Below are 19462 nucleotides of genomic sequence, written 5' to 3' on the forward strand. Positions count from 1 at the left end.
AACCATCCAGGAAGGCACGACCTATGTTGCAGCATGCTGCTGCCCTTTGTCAGCCCACCCATGCCCGGTTGGCGCACTTTGTGCCGTCTATCCGATCACAGTTGCCCCTTCGGCCGGCCACTTCGCCGTTCCAGCGGACTAGTGCCGCCACCTGTGCGCGGTTCGCCGGGGCGTCCAAGTGAGCGCCACGGCTGTACCCGCCACCCGCCAACGATCACCGCGACGTCGTTGGCTGCACTCGGTACCGGAGATGGCAGAGCCGGCTGCGAAGCGCGGTCCAGGGCATTCCATGGCGCTCGGCCAAGAGGCTCGTTCCCGCTTGGTGACCGCCGTGCGGACGCTGCTGGACAGTCCGGGCCTTGAGGAAGCGTCGGACCCGGTGCGGCTGGCGGTGGTGGTGCTGGCTTCCCGTACGCCGTCCGAGACCGGTGTGGTGGAGATCCGGGCTCGTGAGCTGGGCCGGTGGCTGGGGCTGTCGGTGTCCAGGGTTCGGCATGCGGTCGTGCCGGGCCTGCGCCGTTCCGGTGTGGTGGATGTCGACACGCTGCCGGGCGAGTTCGGCGAGGACTGGGGTCTGACTTGCCGTGTCCTTCCGATGTGGGAGGCCCAGACCAAGGTCGGGCATCCGTTGCGGTTGACGAAGCCGGAGCTCGCCACCCTGCTGCGGCTGATGGAGGCCCTGATGGCACCGGGATGGGCGCACCGGGATGGGCGGGTGACACCGGCCGGGCTGCTGGGTGCCCGTACGGGGCATGGTGCTGCGACGGACCGGCTCGCTTTGCTGCTGCTGGTGCTGGAGGCGGGGGAGACGGGGCGGGTGCGGCTGTGCGGTGGCCGGGTCGATAAGCGCTACGGCCGACCGGTAGCGACTTTGGCCCGGCTGCTGGGGCGCTCGTTGTCGCAGGCGGAGCGGGTGTTGGAGAGGCTGGAGGGCGCCGGGCTGGTGAAGCGCCCGCGGCGGCAGACTGTGTCCGGCATGCGGCAGGCGGCGCGCCTGGTGGTGCCGGCGGTTGCGGCCGCGCACGGCGGACGCCAGGGAAGCGCGGGTGCTGCTGATGGCCTCGTTGGAGACCTCGCAGGTACGGCATGGCCTAGTGAGGACCTCCTTCCGCCGACAAAACCGCAGATCAGCGGTGCGCGTGAGCGGTACGGGGCTGACGAGGGAGACCTCGCGAATTCAGCATCCCTTCACACTGATCACTCTTCTGTGGCTGATGTGTCTTCTGAGGTAGCTGATGGTCTTGGGTTTTCCGGCTACGCCGATCCGGGGTTCTGTGGTCAGCCGGAGAGCGCGTACGCGCACGAGGGCCAGGCTGCGATGGCTGCGGATGCCTCGTCCCAGCGCGCGATCGGTGGGGATGGCCCGCTGCGCGGGGAAAACCAGGGAGAGTGCCCAGGTGGGGGATTGCCGACGGCGGGTTCCGGGAGCCGTTCGCGGCTGACGGTCGTGGGTGGTGCTCATGGACAGCAGCAACAGCGGGTTGACGACCTTGGCGATCTTCGTTTGCAGGTTGCTTTGGCTCCGGTGGCCCACCTGTGGAGGCAGCTCCGTCGCGGCCAGCAGACCGTTGCCGTTCGCGCTGCTGAGCAGGCCCTTGGGGCCCTGTCCGGGATCGTGGACCCGATGGCAGCACCGCGCGTGCTCGCGGCCCGGCTCACCGACCGGCTGGAGGAAGCCGGGGGAGAGGCCCTGGTACGCGATCCGATGGGCTGGCTGCTCGGTCGGGGCCTGGTCCAGCGCCCTGCCTGCCCAGACCTGAGGTGCGACGACGGCATCCGCCTGGACACCGGCACCGACTGCCCGACCTGTGGAAACATCGTCCACACACGGCGCGCGCTGCGGGCCCGGGTTGCAGCCGCGGTCGAGGCCGAGATGCCGTGCAGTGATCCGGCCTCGCGCCGTGCCGAGACCGAGCGGCGCCTGCGCGAGGAAACCGCCCTCGAGGAACAGCGGGCGCAGATTCGCCGGGCCCGGGCCGAGCGCGAGGTTGAGCAACGTCAGCAGGCGATCGCGCGGCGCCGTGCCCTCGAGGAAGACGCGGAACTGGCCCGGAGGCAAGCGCCGTGCGCGGACTGCGGGCTGCCCGAATCCGCAGGCCTGTGCCCGATGTGCTCCTACCGGCGGCGCACCGAGGAACTAGTGCGGGAGGCGGTCGACCTCGCAGTCGCCGTGCGGGCTGACCTCCTGGACGCGGCCGCGGTCGACGAGCTCACCCAGCAGTGCGAGACGGACACCCGTAGGCTCCTGACCTTGGCGTGCGAGCGAGCCTGCGGCCCGGACGCCGATCCGGCTTGGGCAGCGTTCACGTCGCCGCAGGTGGCGCAGCAGATCCTGGACGAGCGGCGCGCGGCCGCGCTGCGTCGACTGCTCGGTTCGCAGGAGGCGGTGACGGAGGCCGACGCGGCGTACGAGGCGTGCCTTCGGCGCCAGGGCCGAGGCCGAGGCCGAGGCGCCGAGGCTGCTGCCGAGGAGGCCGCGGACGCGGCGGGCCGCCGCACCGCCGAATTCCTCCTCCGCCAGCGCCTGGGCCAACTGCACGCTGCCCGCCAGCACGTGGCCGTGGCACCTTCCCCCGCGGGCGCGGTGCTGGTGGATGCGGCGGCGTAACTATGGTGGCTCAGCCGGCGACGTCCCGGTCGCTGCCGCCTCGCCACTGGTGCAGCACAGGGGCCGGTGGGTGCCTGCTAGGCACCCACCGGCCCCTGGCCTGGATCGCCGAGAGGACCGGGCCGAAGGGCGGCCGCAACTACAAACGCTGCCAGCGGTGCGCCTCGGCCGTGTATGCCCGAGGGGCCCGGCACCGATGCCCGGCTGGTGACGGCAGCACATCGGCGGGCCGGTTGAGCTGTCCGCCGCGGCGAAGGCCGCCGCCGGCCGCGCGGCCGAGCTGCTGGACGCCGTACCCGTCGCCGCCGACGTCCCAGCGCCGCTGCTGACCGAGTGGCGGTGGTGGGCAGCCAAGTACCTCCAAGGCGCCATCGCCGCCGAGGAGATCATGGGAAAGGACGGTGAACCTGACCGGGTGCTCGCAATGGTGACGGCCGCCGCCGCGACACTGCTGCCGACGAAGGAGACCGCCGGCCGCGCAGCGGCGGCCGAGGGCGTGCTGCGGCTGGTCGACCAGGCGCACTGGGCCGAGGGCTGGCTCCACCAGCTCACCGGACGCCTCCCCCGACCCGTGCCCGCCGACGACCTGGAGAACATCGCGTTCCTGCTGGGAGAGGTCCTCGCCGACTGGGCCCAAGGCACCGCGCAGGCAGTGGCCGAGAACCGGGGCAACGGCCACCCGGCCCCCACGACCGCCGAGATCACCCGCAGCCTCACCCGGGCCGTGCTGTCCATGACCGACGACGAGGTGTTCGCGCCGATCGCCCCATACACGCGCACCTACCGAGAGCTGAGGGTGCCCGTAGTGCCGGCTGGCAAGAGCCGGTATGGGCGGCTCGACGTGGTGATCTGGATGCCCGGCATCCCGGACATCGTCTTGGAGATCGACTCCGCCCCGAACGCGGCCTCCGCACAGAAGCTCGCCTTCGCCCGCGACGCCGGCGCCCACCCGCTCTGGGTCCGCTTCGGATCCGGCGGGATCGAGAAGATCGACGGGGTGACGGTCCTCGACATTCGCGACGCCGTCCGGGGCGTGTGCGAGGCAGGACGCGGCGGCGGGACGACCTGAACTAAGCAGGCATGGCCCCTACGGCCTGCCCGCTGATCAGGCCGGGGCATGCGACGACAGGCGGCGGTACACGGCGGCGCGCGCGGCAGGACGCCCTCGGAGGCGAGCTGGTACCTGACCTGCCGCCGGGCGATTTTGAGCGGCGCGTACCTCTTCACGATCTGTCGCGCCCGGTCCACCACGCCGGCCACCGCACCAGCCTGCTCGCCATGCGGTACATGCACCCCAATGACGATCATGCACGAGGGAGGTATCCACTTCCGGCCGAAGCGACTGCGGGACCTACTCCGGCGTGCCGGTTCGCCACGCATGGAGCGTAGCTCCTGCCTGCTCGCGGTCCCCTCGGGCGAACAGATCCCATCCCCCCACGAGCTGCAGAGACTCCTTGACACGTGCCGCGGGGTGGCCAGTCACGCTCTAGTGGTCGAGCGACCACTTCAGCGCTTGGCTCAACCAAGACGCGTATCGCCGCGGACTGAGATACCTGGCGATGGAAGGCTTGCACCCATCGGGCCTGCTCGGTGCACTCTCCGCACGCCCGAAAGGGCATCACTCCAGCCCGCTCGCGTCGAAGAGCAAGATCAGCGCCTAGCAACCGTCCGTGAGGAATCTGGCCCCGTGCCGATGTTGGGGCCACAACGCTGTCGCTTCTTGCCGAACGCCCCACTCCGCTCATCCCTCCCCGTCGGAGCCTGGGGACGGCTACCTTGGTGGGCATGGCCAGGGAAATCCGCATCGAGATCGATGAAGAGCAGTACGAGCAGCTGAAGCGCGAGGCGCACCAGCGGCACGAGGATCCGGATGTGTACGCCAGCCGCGTCCTGGCCGACGGCCTGAACAAGGCGCGGTTCCTTCAGGGCTGCGCCGAGTTCCTGGCCACGCCGGGAATGCGCGAGGAGTTCGCCAGCCGGTTCGGCCCGCAGCCCGGGCCCAGCGCTACCGCTGCGTGAGGATGGACCTGCCGCAGTGGACCTGACCATTGATCTTCCATGGCTGCTGGAGCTTGCCCGTACTCAGCTGGGCGACCCGGACGTGACGGATTGGGGAGCCCTCGAGGCTGCCCGCGCCCGGCACTGTTTCCGTGTGATGGACGGCCTTGTCTACGACCAGCCCCACCATCGCGCCGCCGCGCTGTTCCACTCGCTGTGCCGCGTCCCGGCGCTGCAGCACAGCAACGCCCTGTTCGGCATCACCGTCGCGGCTGGCTACCTGCACGCCAGCGGCCGGCCGGCCCGGTTTGCGGCCAAGGAGGCAGCTGACCTGGCCGAGCAGGTGACGGCCGGGGACGTTGACATACGGGCCCTCGCCGACACGCTCAGGGAGTGGACCGAGCGGGCCTGAACCCAGGCTCGGTACGGGAGAGACCATGGGATCTCCGCCCGGGGCAGGAGTCATGCCACCGCTTCGCGCAGCTGGCCCGGCTTGGTCTCCACGATCTGCACGTCACTGCATCCAGCGTCTTCGAGTCCTCGCTTACGTCTCCCGGCGCTCGGCTGGTCATAGGCGACGGCGGAGGAGTGCGGGGTGCCGTCCGGGTCGATCCAGGTGAGCGTGAAGTTCTGCATCGTGATCGTCATGCGGTCATCATCGCCGTCGGCACTGACAACGCCCCGCTCGCGCTCTCTTCCATGCCGATTGTGGGGCCTGAACTCGGCGCAACGTCCGGCACTTACCTATCGGCCTCCACGCTTTGCCCCAAGCGAGGCCGGCCAGACCCACGCGCACACGAAGCGGAGCTTAGGCTCCGTCCGGTGGAGACGTTCTGGATCACCGTGATAGCCGTCCTGTGGGGTGCTGGCGCGGGCCTGCTCATACCCCGCGCCGCGTACCGGCTCTCCGTGCCGCCCGAGGAGCCGTGGCGGGCAATGTGTCCTGACGGACACCCCCTCACCGGGATCACCGGCGGTTGGCTGGGGCGGGCCCGGTGCACCGGTGGCGACTCCTACGGCCCGGGCACTTCCCCCGTCGCCGCCGTCTCCGCCGTCGTCTGCGCTGTTCTGGCGGCGGCCACCGGGGCCCGTCCCGAGCTGGTGGTCTGGCTGCTGCTCGCCCCGGCCTGCGTACTGCTCGCCGTCGTCGACTTCGCGTCACACCGGCTGCCCGACGTACTCACCCTGCCACTTGCCGCGGCAGCGCTCGTGCTCCTCGGTGTTGCCGCGGTGCTGCCCGACGCTGGCGGCAGCTGGACGTCTGCGACGCTCGGCTCCCTCATTCTGGGGGCCTGCTACTTCCTGCTCTTCCTCATCAGCAAGGGCTTCGGGTTCGGCGACGTGAAACTCGCCCTCGTACTGGGCACTGTCCTGGGCTGGTACGGCTGGGCCATCGTCCTGATCGGAACCTTCGTGGGGTACCTGCTCGGCGCGCTGTACGGCACCAGCCTGATGCTTGCGGGCCGCGCCGACCGTACGAGCAGGATCCCGCTCGGCCCGTTCCTGCTCGCCGGGACGTTGGCCGGCGTACTTCTGGGGTCACGTGCCTGCTGAACCCAGGGTTCCCGGAGCACAAGGGCCGCTGGATCGGGTGCCCGCCCGTTCCAGCTATGCGGCGGTGAGCTGGAGGAGTTCCGGCACCCCCTGGGCGGCCCGGTAGGGCTGGAAGCGGGGGAGAAGGTCGTCGACGAGCTGCACGCAGCGGGGTGCTCCGATGCGACGTGCCAGGATCAGGGATTCGGTGGCGGCGGCCGCGGCGGGTTCGGGTTCCTTCAGATCGAGGTAGCTCGCGGCACGGTAGGCAAGGAATACACCACGGGTTTTATCGCGGGCTGGGGGCAGCAGGCCTTCGCCTTCGGTGATGAGCTGGTGGGCGCGACCGATGTCGCCGAGGTCGAGGAGGGTTTGGCCGGAGTCCACGGCGAGGTCGGCGTCTGATACCCAAGCGCACCAGGCGGGCCGGTCGGTGCCGGCGTCGCCCAGGTGTTTCTCCGCCGCGGCAAGGGCGCGCAGCGCGGCACGTCGTTCGCCCTGGGCGGCGAGAGTGCGGGCGAGGCGTAGCTGGAGGAGGCTACGGGCGGCGGGGTTCTGGGCGCGGGTGAGGGCGTGTTGGAGGATGTGGGCTGCCGTGGCGTGCTGGCTGCGCCAGGCGGCCTGGTAGGCGAGGTCGCTCAGGAGGCCGGCGCCCATGTCCCGGTCGCCGACGGCATGGGCGTTGTGCAGGCCGGCGATCCAGTGCTGGCTGGCGTGTGTGTGGTGGCCCAGGTCGAAGCGGTGCCAGGCGACCGTTTGGGCCAGGGAGGCCGCGAGGGTGTGCAGGCGCCGCTTGATGCCCGGCGTGCAGCGGCCGCCTTCGAGGAGGTCGGTGACGGTGGCCAGGTGGGCGTCCAGCAGGGCCGGGGTGTGCTGCCGTTGTTCGGTGGGGAGAGCGGCCAGGTGCCGTGTGGAGGTCTCCAGGAAGGCGACGAGGTCCTCGCCGACCGGTTTACCGTCCTGGGTCTGAGCGAGCGTGTCGTGGGAGCCGCTGGCCCAGTCTGCTGCCAGGGCGGACAACGCGGTGCCGGTGATCGTCAGGAAGTTTCGGCGTTCCATTGCGGTCAGCAGGGCCTCTCTGAGGGCGGGCACGGAGCTGTGGGGGCCGAAGGGGGTGACCCCGTTGGCGGTGAGCGGCAGCCAGTGCGGCCAGTCATCGGCCCGGACGATGCTTGCGGGCCAGTCCAGGGCCTCGGCGATGTACATCTGGGATTCCGCGTTCGGTTTGACCCCGCGCTGCCATTTACGCACCCGTGCTTCGTCCGTTCCTGATTGCAGGCCACGGCGACCAGCCGCGGCATGGATGCCGGCCACGAACTCGTCCATCGTCTTGCCAGCCGCATGGCGGGCAACTGCGAGCGGGTGCGGGGAGGATGCTGCCACGACAGCAGTCAAGCACTCAGCGCTCGTGAGCGGTTACTGCTCGGCATAACGGGACCCCCTGCGGGACCCCCCTCAAACTGTCGACGGCATCGAACAGTTGAGCCCATCTTGGATGTGGAACGAATCGCCGCCGGGTGACAAGGCCCAGCGGCGGCCCTGCCCGCCCGGGCCCGTGCGCGCCCGGCAGGAGCCAGCCGTCACCACTCCTTTTTCGGCGAGGTCACAAGTGACAGATGCCCTGGTCTTCGCACCCCACCCAGATGACGAGACGCTCGGGTGCGGGGGAAGCATCGCCCATCTCACCGCGATGGGCCGCACCGTGCACATCGTATTCCTGACGTCGGGGGAGCAGGGCGTTCGCGGCGCCACTCCGCAGCAGGCGGGAGCGGTGCGCGAGCGTGAAGCCGAGTCAGCGGCGGGCAAGTTGGGCGTGGCCGCCGGCAACGTCCACTTCCTTCGTCTCCCGGACGGCGGTCTCGACCCGGGGGAGCGGAACCAGTTCCTGAGCGTGCTGGGCATCCTGCGTCAGATCCGCCCGGAGGTCGTCTACATCCCTCATGCGGCCGACGCCGCCCACGATCACCAGCAGGCCCACCTGCTGGTGTGGCGCGCGCTGGAGAAGGGCGCGAGCCGCAGCTACCCGGACGCCGGACCACGGCACTGGGTCGCCACCGTCCTCGGATACGAAGTCTGGTCGCCGATCTGCGTGCCCGCGTTCTTCCAGAGCCTGCAGCCATCGGACGTCGAGGCCAAGCTGTCCGCGCTCGCCTGCTACGCCACCCAGGTCAAGGGGGAAGGGGAGGCGGACTACGCCGGGCCGGGTGGACTGGCGCTCGCCCGGTTCCGCGGCGCGATGACCACCGGCAGCCACCGCGAAGCCTTCGCCGTCCTGCGGCTCGGCGCCCTGCCCTGGCCGCCCTCGTGCGACCAGCCCCCGGAGTGATCCCTCCGGTCGCCGGCCCCGGCAAGCGGCCGCCGCCACCCTCGGCCCTCCCCGAACTCCGCAGAGGAGCACGCATGACGACGCCTCACCCTCCCACCGCCGCGTCACCCTTATCGGAGCTCCGCCTGCCCGGTGGCGCTGGGGAACGCGATGGCTCGTGGCCTCCGGTACTCGGGGCCCTGGCGGTCTTCACCTCTCCCGGCCGGCTCCAGGACGCCGGGCTGGCCGCAGCCGCGAGCGACCTGCTGGCGGCGGAACGGTCCCGCCAGACGATTGAGCACCTCACCCGCCGCCGTCCTGGGTTGACCATCGAGGACGCCTACCGGATCCAGTGGACCAACGTCCAGCAGCGGCTGGTCCACGGCGCGCGGATCGCCGGGCACAAGGTGGGGCTGACCTCGCTGGCCATGCAGCAGCAGATCGGGGTGGACCAGCCCGATTCCGGTGTTCTGCTCGACGACATGCTCCTGCCCCACGGCAGCACCCTGCCTCTGAGCCAGCTCGTGATGCCTCGGGTGGAGGCGGAGATCGCCTTCCGTGTCGGCTCGGACCTGCACGGCCCCGACATCGACGCGCACGCGGTGCGGGCGGCGGTCAGCGAGGTGCTCCTCGCACTGGAAGTGATCGACACCCGTTACGGCGACTGGCGGATGACGCTCCAGGACAGCGTCGCGGACAACGCCGCCGCGGCCCGGGCCGTGCCAGGACCGGAGATTGCGCTGCGCGCCGGTCTCGATCTCGACTCCGAGATGATCACCGTGCGTGTGGACGGCGAGGTCGTGGTGAGCGCGCCCGGCTCCGCTGTTCTCGGCGGCCCGCTCAACTCCGTGGTGTGGCTGGTCCGGCAGCTCGACCGCTACGGCGCCGGCCTGCGCCGTGGCGACCTGGTCCTGGCGGGGGCCGTGCACGCCAGCCTCCCGCTGCGCCCGGGCACCGTGATCGAGGCCAGTTCGCCCCACCTGCCGCCCGTCAGTGTCCGGGCCGTGTGACCCGGACACCTCTGCACACCCACATGTTCGTCCTCTTCACCTTTCGAGGAACGTGATCATGACCACCAAGTCACTGAACGTCGCGGTCCTGGGGGCGGGGCTGATCGGCCTCGACCTGGTCGAGAAGCTCCAGGCCTCGCCGTACCTGGACTGCCGCCTGGTCGTCGGACGCGACCCCAAGACGCTGGGCCTGCGCCGCGCGGCAGACGTGGGATGCGCGACCTCGGCGGGAGGGGTGACCGCGCTGGTCGATGCCGGCCCCTTCGACGTCGTCTTCGACGCGACGTCCGCGGCCGCGCACACCGCCCACGCGGCTGCCCTGTCGGGCGCGGCGCCACTGCTGGTCGACCTCACCCCGAGCAGCCTGGGCATCGCGGTGGTGCCCGCCGTCAACGGCTTGGACGCCGCGGACTACGGCCACATCAACCTGATCAGCTGCGGCGGGCAGGCCTCCATCCCTGTCCTGCACGCCATCACCCGCGACATCGCGGCCACCTACATCGAGGTGGTCACCACCGTCGCCAGCCCCACGGTGGGACGTGCGACCCGTCTCAACCTGGACGAGTACATCGCCACCACCCAGGCCGCGATCCGCACGTTCACCGGTGCCGAGCAGGCCAAGGTCCTCGTCAACATCAGCCCCGCCGTCCCGCCGCCGCCGTTCCGGGTCGCGATGACCGTCCAAGCGCCCGGCCTTCAACCGGCGCGCGTCCATGCCGCGCTGAAGAACGCCGAACGGCAGGCACAGGCGTGGTGCACCCCCGGCTTCACGATCACCTCCTGCCACGTCACCGACGGGCAGGCCACCGTGGCCGCCGAGGTGACCGCCACCGTCGGCCGGCTGCCCGCACACGCCGGGAACCTCCACATCATCAACGCCGCCGCCGTCCTCCTCGCCGAGCAGCGCGCCACCGGAAAGGCCCTGTGACCATGACCAGCACACCCATCGCACCCACCCGGATCCTGATCTACGACCCGACCCTGCGCGACGGCCACCACGCCGTACGCCACCAGCTCGACGCCGGACAGCTGCGCGCCTACGCGGCGGCCGCCGACGCGGCCGGCGTCCCCGTGGTGGAGGTCGGCCACGGCAACGGCTTAGGGGCGTCGTCGCTCCAGATCGGCCGGGCCCGCCTCAGCGACGACGAGATGCTCAGCACCGTCCGCGACGCCCTCACCCACAGCAAGATGGGCGTCTTCATGGTCCCGGGCTGGGGAACCTCCGACGACCTGCGCAACGCCGTCGCGCACGGCGTGGACGTCGCCCGGATCGGCGCGCACTGCACCGAGGCAGACATCACCGAACGGCACCTGGGCGAACTGCGGGACATGGGCGTTCAGGCGCAGGCCGTGCTGCTCATGAGCCACATGGCCAGCCCCGCCCAACTCGCCGCGCAGTGCGCCCTGATGGCCGGGTGGGGAGCGCAGGCGGTCGGCATCATGGACTCCGCCGGCTACTACCTCCCAGCCGACGTGAGCGAGCGGATCAGCGCGATCGCCGCGGCGGTCGACGTGCCCGTCATCTTCCACGGGCACAACAACCTCGGCATGGCCGTCGCCAACTCGGTCGCCGCGGTCACCGCGGGCGCCACCGTCATCGACGGCTGCGCACGCGGCTTCGGCGCCGGGGCCGGCAACACCCAGCTGGAAGTCGTCGTGGCGGTCTTGGAGCGTCTCGGCTACGCCACCGGCATCGACCTCAAGGCACTGTTGCACGCGGCGGATATCGCCCACGAGCAGCTGATGCCCGCCCCTCCGATCATCGACTCGGTGAGCCTGGTCAGCGGACTGGCCGGGGTGTTCTCCGGCTTCAAGAAGCCGGTCCTTCAGGTCGCCGAACGCGAGCAGGTCAATCCGGTCGACTTGTTCTTCGCGCTCGGGCAGCGCGGTGTCGTCGCCGGACAGGAAGACCTCATCGCCAAGACCGCCCTCCATCTGAAGACCCGGGCGGGAGCATGACCAGCCCCCAGACGGGCCGGGCCGCCGTGATCTGCGGGCTCGGCGCCGTACTCCCACCCCGGGCGGTGCCGAACGAAGAACTGTGCGCCGTACTGGACACGAGTGACGAGTGGATCCGCACCCGGACCGGGATTAGGGAGCGGCGCATCGCGGACCGTGGGGTGTCCACCGAGGACCTGGCGGTCGCCGCCGCCACCCGGGCACTGCAGTCCTGCGGCACCAGCGACGTCCACGCCGTGGTGCTCGCCACCACCACCCCCGACCACCTGATGCCGGCCACCGCCCCGTCGGTGGCCGCCCGACTCGCCCTGAGGGGTGTAGCCGCCTTCGACGTCGCCGCCGTGTGCACCGGCTTCGTGTACGCCCTGGCCACCGCCGCCGGCCTCATCACCACCCAAACGGCCCGCAGGGTCCTGGTCATCGGAGCGGACCGTATGTCCCGACTGCCGGCCGCCGACGACCGCACCACCCGCCCCTTGTTCGCCGACGGCGCCGGGGCCGTCGTGCTGCGCTCCGGCACCGCCACCGAGCCCGGCGCACTCGGACCGATGGTGCTCGGCAGCGACGGCGCCCGCCGCGACCTCCTCGTCGTCCCGCACGGCGGACACATGACGATGCAGGGCCCGACTCTGTTCCGGCACGCCGTCGACCGGATGTCCGCCGTCACCCGGCAAGCGGTCCAGCTCGCGGGCTGGCGCCTCGCGGACGTCGACCGGATCGTCCCCCACCAGGCCAACGCCCGCATCACCGCCGCCGTCGGCCGCCACCTCACGATCGACGCCGACCGGCGGGTGCAGAACATCGAGTACGTCGGTAACACCGGTGCCGCATCCATCCCCCTCGCCCTGGCCCAGGCGTCCGCGGACGGCACCCTCCAGCCCGGGCACCGCGTCTGCCTGACCGCGTTCGGCGCCGGACTGACCTGGGGCGCCACCACCGTCACCTGGCCCGACCTCAAACCGGCCGCCCACCCGCACCACGACACCGCCATGGAGCGCACATGACCACCTACAAGGCGAACCCGAAGCTGGTCCGGATCCTTGTCGAGGACCTGGGCATCAGCGAGGACGACCTGCGCCCGGACGCCAGCCTCAACGACGCCGGCCTTGACTCGCTCGCGCTCGCCGAACTCGCCGAGCTGCTGCCCGAGCGGCTCGGCGTCCACCTCGGCGACGACGTCCTGAACAAGGCCTCCACCGTCGCAGCCCTGAACACGCTCATCGAGCAGCAGCTCGCCACGCAGGAGCAGCAGTGAACCGGCCCGCACCGCAGCCGCTGAGGGCCTGGCTGATCACACCCGCGCTGAACGCCGACCGGTTCGAGAAGGCCAAGTCGTACGGTGCCGACGTCGCCCTGGCGGACCTGGAGGACTCCGTCGCCCCCGCCGACAAGGCGACCGCCCGGGCGACCGCCGCCCGCTTCCTGCACCCGGCGGCGACCAGCAGGCCAGTGCTGGGACTGCGCGTGAACACGCCCGTCACCGCCGACGGCATACGAGACCTCGCCGCCATCACCGGCTACACCCACCAGCCGGGCATCGTCCTGGTCCCGAAGGTGGAGTCCGCCCGTGACATCGAGGTCGTCGCCGGCGCCCTGGACACCGACCAGCACGCACCCGTCATCTACGCACTGATCGAAACACCGCGCGCCATCGACCGGCTGCCCGCGATCGTGACCGCCGACCGGCTCGGCGGCCTGCTGTTCGGGGCGGCCGACTACGCCGCCCTCACCGGCTGCGCCCGCACCTGGGAGGCCCTGCTGTACGCGCGGTCCGCCGTGGCCAACACCGCCAGCGGGGCCTGCATCCCGGCGATCGACAGCCCTTACTTCGACGTCCGCGACCTCGAGGGTCTGCGCCGGGAGGCCGAACGCGCTCGGGCCCTCGGCTTCCAGGGCAAGGGAGCCGTCCACCCCCGGCAGATCCCCGTCATCACACAGGCGTTCACCCCGTCCGAAGACGAGATCGCCGCAGCCCAGGCCGTCGTCGCCGCCGGCCACCAAGCCTCCGCGGCCGTGACCACCGTCGGCGGCCAGATGGTCGGCCCGCCCCTGGTCGCCGCCGCCCAAGCCGTCGTCGACCAGGCCGCCGCGTCCGCGTCACCCGCCTCCCGCAGCTGAAGGAGCTACCCATGAACACGAGCACCGCCACCACGACCCCGCAGGGCTACCGGGAGGTCGGCAAGTCCCGCTTCAGGGAGAACGTCGGAGCCGGGCTCACCGACTTCGTCGTCGGCCAGATCTTCGAGCACCGGCCCGGACGGACCGTCACCGAGACCGACCACGTCCTCAACCTCGCCCTGACCGGCAACGTGGCACCGATCCACTCCGACATCGAGTTCTGCGAGCACCTCGGCAGGGACCGGGTGCTGGTCTGCGGCATGGTCACCCTCGGGATCGTCATGGGCGCCAGCGTCCGCAGCACCAGCGGCCTGACCACCGCCAACCTCGCGCTCGACGCACTGCGCCTGGAACACCCCGTGTTCGTCGGCGACACCCTCTACGCCCAGACCGAGATCACCGAAGCCCGGCAGTCCCGCAGCCGCCCCGAATACGGCGTCGTCACCTGCAACATCAGCGGCTTCAACCAGGACCACCAGCGGGTCATCGTCTTCCAGCGGACCTTCTTCGTCCCCGCCGACGCCCCCGCCGTCCGCGACGCCACCAACTACTAGGAGCAGCTCATGGGTGAGACCATCACCGTCGTCCCCGCCGACGAGACCCTCCTGACCGAGTACGACGCCCTCGCCACCCGAGCCTTCGGACGCCGCGTCGACGACGTCACCCAGCTGGCCCAGCACGCCGACATCCGCGTCGCCCTCCACGACGGCCGCGTCATCGCCGGCGGGCTGAGCATGCTCATCGCACAGCACTTCGGCGGCCGCCCGGTCCCCAGCGCCTGCCTCGGCTCAGGATGCGTCGCCCCCGAACACCGCGGCGACCGCCTGACCGTCCGCATGCTCAACGACCGCATCCGCCCCCTCCAGGAGCGTGGCGCAGTCCTCGCCACCCTGTGGACCTCCTCCAACGGCTACGCCCGCCGCATGGGCTGGGAAGCACCCGTCCCGGTGTTCTCCTGGTCCGTGCACGCCGACGCCCTCAAACGCGACTTCGCCCCCGGCGACCTCACCATCGAGCACGGCATCACCCCGGGCAGCGAGGAACTCCAGCGGCGCCTCGCCCCGCGCTGGAACGGCACGCTCCTGCGACCCCCATGGTGGACTGCCCACAAACAGCGCCAGCACGACCTGACCTACTACCGGTTCAACCGCCCCGGCCAGCCCACGGCCGGCTACCTGTCACTGGCCACCCGCCGACACGACAGGCACGGTGCACACCTGGACGTCCACGACTTCTGGGCCGCCGACGACACCGTCGCCTCCGCGATGCTCGCCTTCCTCGGCCGCCACAACAGCCGGATCCCCACCATCACCTTCCACCGCACCAGCCTCCCACCCCACCCACTGCTCCTCCACGGCCTCCACCGCTACGGCGACGCCACCGCCGAGGCCTGGCACCCCTGGATGCTGCGCATCCTCGACCTGCCCGAAGCCATACGGCTGCGCGGCTGGCCCACCGACCTGAACACCACCCTCCCCATCGGCGTCGAACAGGGCAACGGCCATACCGACCGCTACCTCCTGCAGATCGCGCACGGCGCAGCCGAACTCCAGCCCACCACCACCGAACCCCGGGTCACGCTCAACCGTCGCCAGGCCACTCTCTGGTACGCCGGCGGCTACCGCAGCACCGTCGCCGCCGCCATGGCCGGGGTCCGCGCCACCGACGAACAGAGCCTGGCCACCCTCATCCGAAGCACCACGGAACACGAACTTTGGTGTGCCGAGCACTTCTGACCCGCCACCCGGTCAGGAAGCACCACCCAGGGTTCGACTTCTCTAAACGAAACTGACAACCCCGTGTGAACGGGGTGTCCTGTGTGACAGCCTGCGGCGGTGACCCAGCCTTCAACGCCCCCGCCCGTTGACGTCATCGAGGCCACCGAGCTCCGCCTCGTCGAAGAGACACCGCCGCAGCTGTCCGCCGAACACCGAGCGGCACGAGACCGCGTCTGGGACGAACTGGCCAGCCACAACCGCGCCCTCTTCGACGGTCCCGTCGTCGCCTGCACCAGCCTCACCCGGCCCCACCCGCACGAACTCCTCCTCGGCTGGGCCCGCGTGACCTACCGCAACTTCGCCCTGCGCCGGGTGCCCCGCGCCACCGCCCTGCCGTCCCTGTTCGTCGACGTCCTCCAGCCCACCGACGACGGAGCCCTGCTGGTCGCCCAGATGTCGACCGCCACCGCCCACCCCGGCCGCTGGCATCTGCCTGGCGGATCGGTCGAGCCCCCCGACGCCGGCGAGCTCCTGGACACCGCGTCACTGCGCCACAACGCAGCGCGCGAACTTCTCGAGGAACTCGGCGTCGACGCCGCCCCCGACGACCTGACGCTGTGGGCCGTCACCCGCGGCAACTACGGCAACATCGGCATCCACTTCGCCGCCCCGCCCCAGCCCAAGGCGGTCCTCAACGAACGGTTCGCCGCGGTCATCTCCGCCACCACCGCCGTCGGCCAGGCCCCCGAACTCGAACAGATCACGTTCCTCCGCAGCCCGGCCGACCTCACGACCCTCGCCGGCCCGCACGCCGACTACCTCGAACCCCTCGTCGACCGTTACGCACGGATACTCCTGTAACCGCATGTCGTGCCAGGCCCACCTCCGCCCGTGTCCGGGGCTGGAACCTGCGCACGAAGCCCGGTTCTCCGGCTGATACACCGAAACCGTCCCGATCCGGGCCGGGGCGACCACCGGGGGCTCGAGAGCACTCGCCAGGCCAACCGCCATCATGTCGGCCGCGTCCCGGCGGTCGGCAAGGCTCACCGCCTCCCGGCTCGCCAGCTCTCTTACGGATCACTTGGTGGCAGTTCGATCTCAGGGCCTGCTGGCGCCAACGGGACCGCAGCCTGCGACGATGCGCTTGTGAGTTATGACCTTGCGGTGTGGGACGGCGACCGTCCACTCAACGACCGCCAAGCGGGCTTGACCTACGACGAGCTCTACGAGCGCTACCTGGAGTCGGACGATGTCGTCGTGCCTCCGGCGCCGCGCATCGTGGCGTATGTGGAAGCGCTCGTCGCGCGATATCCGGACGACGTCGATCACAGTGTCGTCTGGGCGTCCCAGCCGGTCATCGAGGAGGCATCGGGCCCGATCGTGTACCTGCTCATGTCCTATGGCAAGGCGGAGGAAGTGTCCGAGTGCGCCGCTACGCTGGCTCGCGAGCACGGACTCGTCTGCTTCGATCCGCAAGGAGAATGCCTCCGGCCGTGATCTGCTGGTTCGTTCAGCGGGCGGACCAGAGGAAGATGCCTGCGATGAGGAGCCCGGCGTGGTGGACCGTGGCGGTCTTCTCGTAGCGGGTCGCGATGCCGCGCCACTGCTTCAGCTGGTTGATACACCGCTCGACCGTGTTGCGTTCGAGACACTGCCTAGCCTCGGCGTCAAGCAGCACTGATCGTGCAGGCAGAGCCCCGTAGGCTGCTCCGACGCGGAACGGCGTGATCTTCAGCGTTGGCACTCATGACAACAAGCCCGGCACGGATATCAGTGACGACCGCATGGGCTGGCCCTGGCGATCTGAGAGCGGGAAAGCCCAAGGCAACCCTGGGCAAGCTGCCCCCGACGGCGGCCTGCCCACTCCGGTCGGTGCGCGCTGAGGCGGGCAAGCCTGGGCGGATATCCCGACCGTGGCCGGTGGAGGAGGACGTGGTGCGAGGTTTCGAGACGGGCGAGACGGTCGTACGGCGCGACGTGCACCGCTCGGGCCGGGTATGGAGTGAGCAGGCGCTGCGGGTTCTCACGGACACCGACGAGGCGCTGGTGACCGCCTGCGCGCCCGGGGCAGAGGCCCGCTGGCCCGCCCTGTACGCGAAGGCCCGCGAGGACAGGGACCGCTCGGTGCGCACGGAGGCGTTCGAGGCGATGGCGACCGGCCGGTGGGAACTCGCGGACGCGGTGTGGCAGGAGACCGACCTACTTCTGTGGAAGCCTCCGGCGGCCTGGTTCAGCGTCAACGCCTTCTTCGTCCCCGACGGCGCCGGGCGGCGACTGCGAAACTGGTACGTCAACTTCGAGCACCCGACGCGCCGTACTGAGGCTGGGTTCGACACCTTCGATCTCACCGTGGACCTGGTCATCCACCCCGACCTCACCGGCTGGGAGTGGAAGGACGAAGACGAGTACGCGCACGTGCGCCGCCTTGGCATCATCTCCGACACCGAGCACGAGGCCGTCGACGACGCCCGTGCCCAGGTGCTGGCGATGCTCGCCGACCGTGCAGGTGTCTTCGCGCACGCGGAGTGGTGGGCGTCCTGGGCGTGGGAGCCGGCCTGGCCTACGCCGCGCCTACCCTGGCCCACGGTGGCCGCGGAGAGGATTACACCAGAGGGCGGCTGATTGTGCTTCTACTGCTCCGATCCCGCGGGGTCCGGCGAGCAGGGTTCCCGCGCAGACCTGGGGAGTGGTCGTGGAGGCTCATCGCGTCGTGACGGCCCCACCGAGCCGATGCGGCCAGCGCGGTGAGATCGAGACGGCCGGCGCCGGAAGGGAAGCCCCGTGAGCTTCCCCGCCTACACGGCGATCCGCCTCCGTCAGCTGCAGAGGGCGTCGAGGGCGCCGATACGGATCAGGCGCTGTGCGAGCGGCAGGGATGAGCGGGCGCGCAGCCACAGATCCTGCAGTCCGGTGTAGGGCTGGCCGGTCGCAAGGCGGGCGGTCTCCGCCTCGCTGATGCCCTTGACCGTGGAGAACGACAGACGCACTCCCCAGCCGTGCCCGGTCTGCTCCACGCTGTGCTGTTTGCGGGAGCGGTTGACGTCGACGGGCAGCACGGCGATGCCGTGGCGGCGGGCGTCGGCGACGATGACCCGGCGCGGCCACATGCCCGGATCAGTGCGCCCTCGGGCCGGTTTGGAGCCGGCTGCTGTTTTCAGGCCGAGCGTGGCCTGCGCGCCGACGTCTTCTTGGCCGCGGTCTTCTGCGTTGGCTGCTTCGCGGCGGTCTTCTTCGCGGCCGTCTTCTTCTTCGGCTTCGGCAGCTCGTGCACGTCTGTGTCCTCGCCGCGGGACGCCTTCACCTTGGCCACGGACTCGGTCAGGGCCGCCATCAGGTCGAGGACCTGACCCGGCTGTTCGGGCTCCGGCGCCTGCGGGAGCGGCTTGTCCTGCCGCTTCGACTCGATGATCTTCGCCATGGCCTCGGTGTAGGTGTCCTTGAAGTCCTCGCCCTCGAGGTCGTCGCGGGCCATGGTCTCCATCAGGGCGAGCGCGCCCTCGATCTCGTCGTCGGACACCTCCACCGGCGGCGGGAGCAGCTCGGCGGGGTCGCGGATCTCGTCGGGCCAGCGCATGGCGTGCAGCACGATCACGTCGTCCCGCACCCGGAGCAGGCCCAGGCGCTCGCGGCCCGACCACGCGTACTTGGCCACGGCCACCTTCGACGAGCGCTCCAGCGCCTGCCGCAGAAGCTTGTAGGACTTCGCCGCGACCTGCCCGTCGGGTGCGAGGTAGTAGCCCTCCGCGATGCGGATCGGGTCCACGGAGTCCAACGGCACGAACGCCTCGATCTCGATGGCCTTCGCCGTGGGCAGCGGCAGGTCGCGCAGCTCCTGATCGGAGATGGGGATGACCTGGGTCTTGGTGAGCTCGTAGCCCTTGCCGATCTCCGCGTTCGACACCTCGCGGTCCTCGACCTCACACACCTTGCGGGTGCGGATTCGCCCCATGTCCTCCAGGTGGTACTGGTGGAACTGGATGCTGTGGTTCTCGGTAGCGGACTGGACGTGGATAGGCACCGTGACCAGGCCAAACGAGATGGCACTGCTCCAAATGGTTCGGGGCATGGCTGATCTCCGCGACGGCCCCGAGCACCACCAGCCTAGGAGCGGCCGCGGCGACCCGCACAGCGGGCCGCCGCATCTGCAAAGGCCGTCAGGAAGGCGGTCAGGACCAACCGTGGGGACCAGGTCGTGCTGAGCGCGGCGGCTCAC

At 70.6% G+C, this 19462-nt stretch carries 20 protein-coding genes and 2 pseudogenes; 17 read left to right on the plus strand and 5 right to left on the minus strand.

Features of this window, described 5'->3' with window-relative positions; all coding sequences use genetic code 11:
• Positions 1-331: 331 nt before the first annotated feature.
• The 4 genes from ACZ7DE_RS37830 to ACZ7DE_RS37845 all read left to right on the plus strand — a co-directional run bounded on the left by ACZ7DE_RS37830 (position 332) and on the right by ACZ7DE_RS37845 (position 5018).
• Positions 332-2608, plus strand: coding sequence for a hypothetical protein (locus tag ACZ7DE_RS37830; protein ID WP_470768932.1), 2277 nt, complete (start codon positions 332-334; stop codon positions 2606-2608).
• A gap of 388 nt (positions 2609-2996) precedes the next feature.
• Positions 2997-3677: a hypothetical protein gene (locus tag ACZ7DE_RS37835; RefSeq protein ID WP_470768933.1), complete on the plus strand. Its 681-nt coding sequence runs from the start codon at positions 2997-2999 to the stop codon at positions 3675-3677.
• Between the two features lie 716 nt (positions 3678-4393).
• Positions 4394-4627, plus strand: a complete 234-nt coding sequence (locus tag ACZ7DE_RS37840) for a hypothetical protein (protein WP_470768934.1) — start codon at positions 4394-4396, stop codon at positions 4625-4627.
• Positions 4628-4643: 16 nt separating this feature from the next.
• Complete coding sequence (locus ACZ7DE_RS37845; protein ID WP_470768935.1) at positions 4644-5018, plus strand: fic family toxin-antitoxin system, toxin component; 375 nt, start codon at positions 4644-4646, stop codon at positions 5016-5018.
• 50 nt (positions 5019-5068) lie between these two features.
• Here ACZ7DE_RS37845 and ACZ7DE_RS37850 read toward each other — a convergent pair whose 3' ends face one another.
• Complete coding sequence (locus ACZ7DE_RS37850; RefSeq protein WP_470768936.1) at positions 5069-5254, minus strand: hypothetical protein; 186 nt, start codon at positions 5252-5254, stop codon at positions 5069-5071.
• A gap of 174 nt (positions 5255-5428) precedes the next feature.
• Here ACZ7DE_RS37850 and ACZ7DE_RS37855 point away from each other — a divergent pair, with 174 nt between their 5' ends.
• Positions 5429-6160, plus strand: coding sequence for a prepilin peptidase (locus ACZ7DE_RS37855; protein ID WP_470768937.1), 732 nt, complete (start codon positions 5429-5431; stop codon positions 6158-6160).
• 54 nt (positions 6161-6214) lie between these two features.
• On the opposite strand, the gene ACZ7DE_RS37860 is transcribed toward ACZ7DE_RS37855, so the two are convergent.
• Positions 6215-7345 (minus strand): XRE family transcriptional regulator, encoded by a 1131-nt coding sequence (locus ACZ7DE_RS37860; RefSeq protein ID WP_470768938.1) that lies wholly within the window; start codon positions 7343-7345, stop codon positions 6215-6217.
• 403 nt (positions 7346-7748) lie between these two features.
• On the opposite strand from ACZ7DE_RS37860, the gene ACZ7DE_RS37865 reads away from it, so the two are divergent.
• The 11 genes from ACZ7DE_RS37865 to ACZ7DE_RS37915 all read left to right on the plus strand — a co-directional run bounded on the left by ACZ7DE_RS37865 (position 7749) and on the right by ACZ7DE_RS37915 (position 16746).
• Entirely contained in the window at positions 7749-8465 is a 717-nt protein-coding gene (locus tag ACZ7DE_RS37865) for a PIG-L deacetylase family protein (RefSeq protein ID WP_470768939.1), read from the plus strand.
• 302 nt (positions 8466-8767) lie between these two features.
• Positions 8768-9454 carry a 2-keto-4-pentenoate hydratase gene (locus tag ACZ7DE_RS37870; protein WP_470768940.1) on the plus strand — a complete coding sequence of 229 codons (687 nt, stop codon included), beginning with the start codon at positions 8768-8770 and terminating at the stop codon, positions 9452-9454.
• A gap of 58 nt (positions 9455-9512) precedes the next feature.
• A complete protein-coding gene (locus ACZ7DE_RS37875) occupies positions 9513-10382 on the plus strand; it encodes an acetaldehyde dehydrogenase (acetylating) (protein WP_470768941.1) in 870 nt (289 codons plus the stop codon).
• Between the two features lie 2 nt (positions 10383-10384).
• Positions 10385-11413 (plus strand): 4-hydroxy-2-oxovalerate aldolase, encoded by a 1029-nt coding sequence (gene dmpG, locus ACZ7DE_RS37880; protein ID WP_470768942.1) that lies wholly within the window; start codon positions 10385-10387, stop codon positions 11411-11413.
• Complete coding sequence (locus ACZ7DE_RS37885; protein WP_470768943.1) at positions 11410-12417, plus strand: beta-ketoacyl-ACP synthase III; 1008 nt, start codon at positions 11410-11412, stop codon at positions 12415-12417. Before dmpG ends, ACZ7DE_RS37885 begins: the two co-directional genes overlap by 4 nt.
• On the plus strand, positions 12414-12668 hold the full coding sequence (locus ACZ7DE_RS37890; protein WP_470768944.1) for an acyl carrier protein: 255 nt from the start codon (positions 12414-12416) through the stop codon (positions 12666-12668). The genes ACZ7DE_RS37885 and ACZ7DE_RS37890 overlap by 4 nt, the downstream gene beginning before the upstream one ends.
• Positions 12665-13531, plus strand: a complete 867-nt coding sequence (locus tag ACZ7DE_RS37895) for an HpcH/HpaI aldolase/citrate lyase family protein (protein WP_470768945.1) — start codon at positions 12665-12667, stop codon at positions 13529-13531. The genes ACZ7DE_RS37890 and ACZ7DE_RS37895 overlap by 4 nt, the downstream gene beginning before the upstream one ends.
• Before the next feature lie 11 nt (positions 13532-13542).
• The gene (locus ACZ7DE_RS37900; RefSeq protein WP_470768946.1) at positions 13543-14085 is read left to right on the plus strand and encodes a MaoC family dehydratase; all 543 of its coding nucleotides are present in this window, start codon (positions 13543-13545) and stop codon (positions 14083-14085) included.
• Positions 14086-14094: 9 nt separating this feature from the next.
• The gene (locus ACZ7DE_RS37905; RefSeq protein ID WP_470768947.1) at positions 14095-15267 is read left to right on the plus strand and encodes a GNAT family N-acetyltransferase; all 1173 of its coding nucleotides are present in this window, start codon (positions 14095-14097) and stop codon (positions 15265-15267) included.
• A gap of 99 nt (positions 15268-15366) precedes the next feature.
• On the plus strand, positions 15367-16110 hold the full coding sequence (locus ACZ7DE_RS37910) for an NUDIX hydrolase (RefSeq protein ID WP_470768948.1): 744 nt from the start codon (positions 15367-15369) through the stop codon (positions 16108-16110).
• 285 nt (positions 16111-16395) lie between these two features.
• Positions 16396-16746: a hypothetical protein gene (locus ACZ7DE_RS37915; RefSeq protein WP_470768949.1), complete on the plus strand. Its 351-nt coding sequence runs from the start codon at positions 16396-16398 to the stop codon at positions 16744-16746.
• A 13-nt stretch (positions 16747-16759) separates the two neighbouring features.
• Here the strand turns inward: ACZ7DE_RS37915 and ACZ7DE_RS37920 are convergent.
• Positions 16760-16891 (minus strand): annotated as a pseudogene (locus ACZ7DE_RS37920) (IS5/IS1182 family transposase); the annotation flags it as partial.
• Positions 16892-17184: 293 nt separating this feature from the next.
• Here ACZ7DE_RS37920 and ACZ7DE_RS37925 point away from each other — a divergent pair.
• A complete protein-coding gene (locus ACZ7DE_RS37925; protein ID WP_470768950.1) occupies positions 17185-17871 on the plus strand; it encodes a ribonuclease FAU-1 family protein in 687 nt (228 codons plus the stop codon).
• Between the two features lie 203 nt (positions 17872-18074).
• Here the strand turns inward: ACZ7DE_RS37925 and ACZ7DE_RS37930 are convergent.
• Both ACZ7DE_RS37930 and ku read right to left on the minus strand, forming a co-directional pair.
• A pseudogene (locus ACZ7DE_RS37930) lies at positions 18075-18365 on the minus strand (helix-hairpin-helix domain-containing protein); the annotation flags it as partial.
• Between the two features lie 38 nt (positions 18366-18403).
• Positions 18404-19315 (minus strand): non-homologous end joining protein Ku, encoded by a 912-nt coding sequence (gene ku, locus ACZ7DE_RS37935; RefSeq protein WP_470768951.1) that lies wholly within the window; start codon positions 19313-19315, stop codon positions 18404-18406.
• Positions 19316-19462: the final 147 nt, after the last annotated feature.

Source organism: Streptomyces sp. NPDC037083, from assembly GCF_055606485.1.

Bases quoted from the DNA above. Each gene is read 5' to 3' on its own strand.
- ACZ7DE_RS37835 (WP_470768933.1), top strand. From the start codon at position 2,997: ATGGGAAAGGACGGTGAACCTGACCGGGTGCTCGCAATGGTGACGGCC.
- ACZ7DE_RS37840 (WP_470768934.1), top strand. From the start codon at position 4,394: ATGGCCAGGGAAATCCGCATCGAGATCGATGAAGAGCAGTACGAGCAG.
- ACZ7DE_RS37850 (WP_470768936.1), bottom strand. From the start codon at position 5,254: ATGACGATCACGATGCAGAACTTCACGCTCACCTGGATCGACCCGGAC.
- ACZ7DE_RS37860 (WP_470768938.1), bottom strand. From the start codon at position 7,345: ATGTACATCGCCGAGGCCCTGGACTGGCCCGCAAGCATCGTCCGGGCC.
- ACZ7DE_RS37875 (WP_470768941.1), top strand. From the start codon at position 9,513: ATGACCACCAAGTCACTGAACGTCGCGGTCCTGGGGGCGGGGCTGATC.
- dmpG (WP_470768942.1), top strand. From the start codon at position 10,385: ATGACCAGCACACCCATCGCACCCACCCGGATCCTGATCTACGACCCG.
- ACZ7DE_RS37885 (WP_470768943.1), top strand. From the start codon at position 11,410: ATGACCAGCCCCCAGACGGGCCGGGCCGCCGTGATCTGCGGGCTCGGC.
- ACZ7DE_RS37890 (WP_470768944.1), top strand. From the start codon at position 12,414: ATGACCACCTACAAGGCGAACCCGAAGCTGGTCCGGATCCTTGTCGAG.
- ACZ7DE_RS37900 (WP_470768946.1), top strand. From the start codon at position 13,543: ATGAACACGAGCACCGCCACCACGACCCCGCAGGGCTACCGGGAGGTC.
- ACZ7DE_RS37905 (WP_470768947.1), top strand. From the start codon at position 14,095: ATGGGTGAGACCATCACCGTCGTCCCCGCCGACGAGACCCTCCTGACC.
- ku (WP_470768951.1), bottom strand. From the start codon at position 19,315: ATGCCCCGAACCATTTGGAGCAGTGCCATCTCGTTTGGCCTGGTCACG.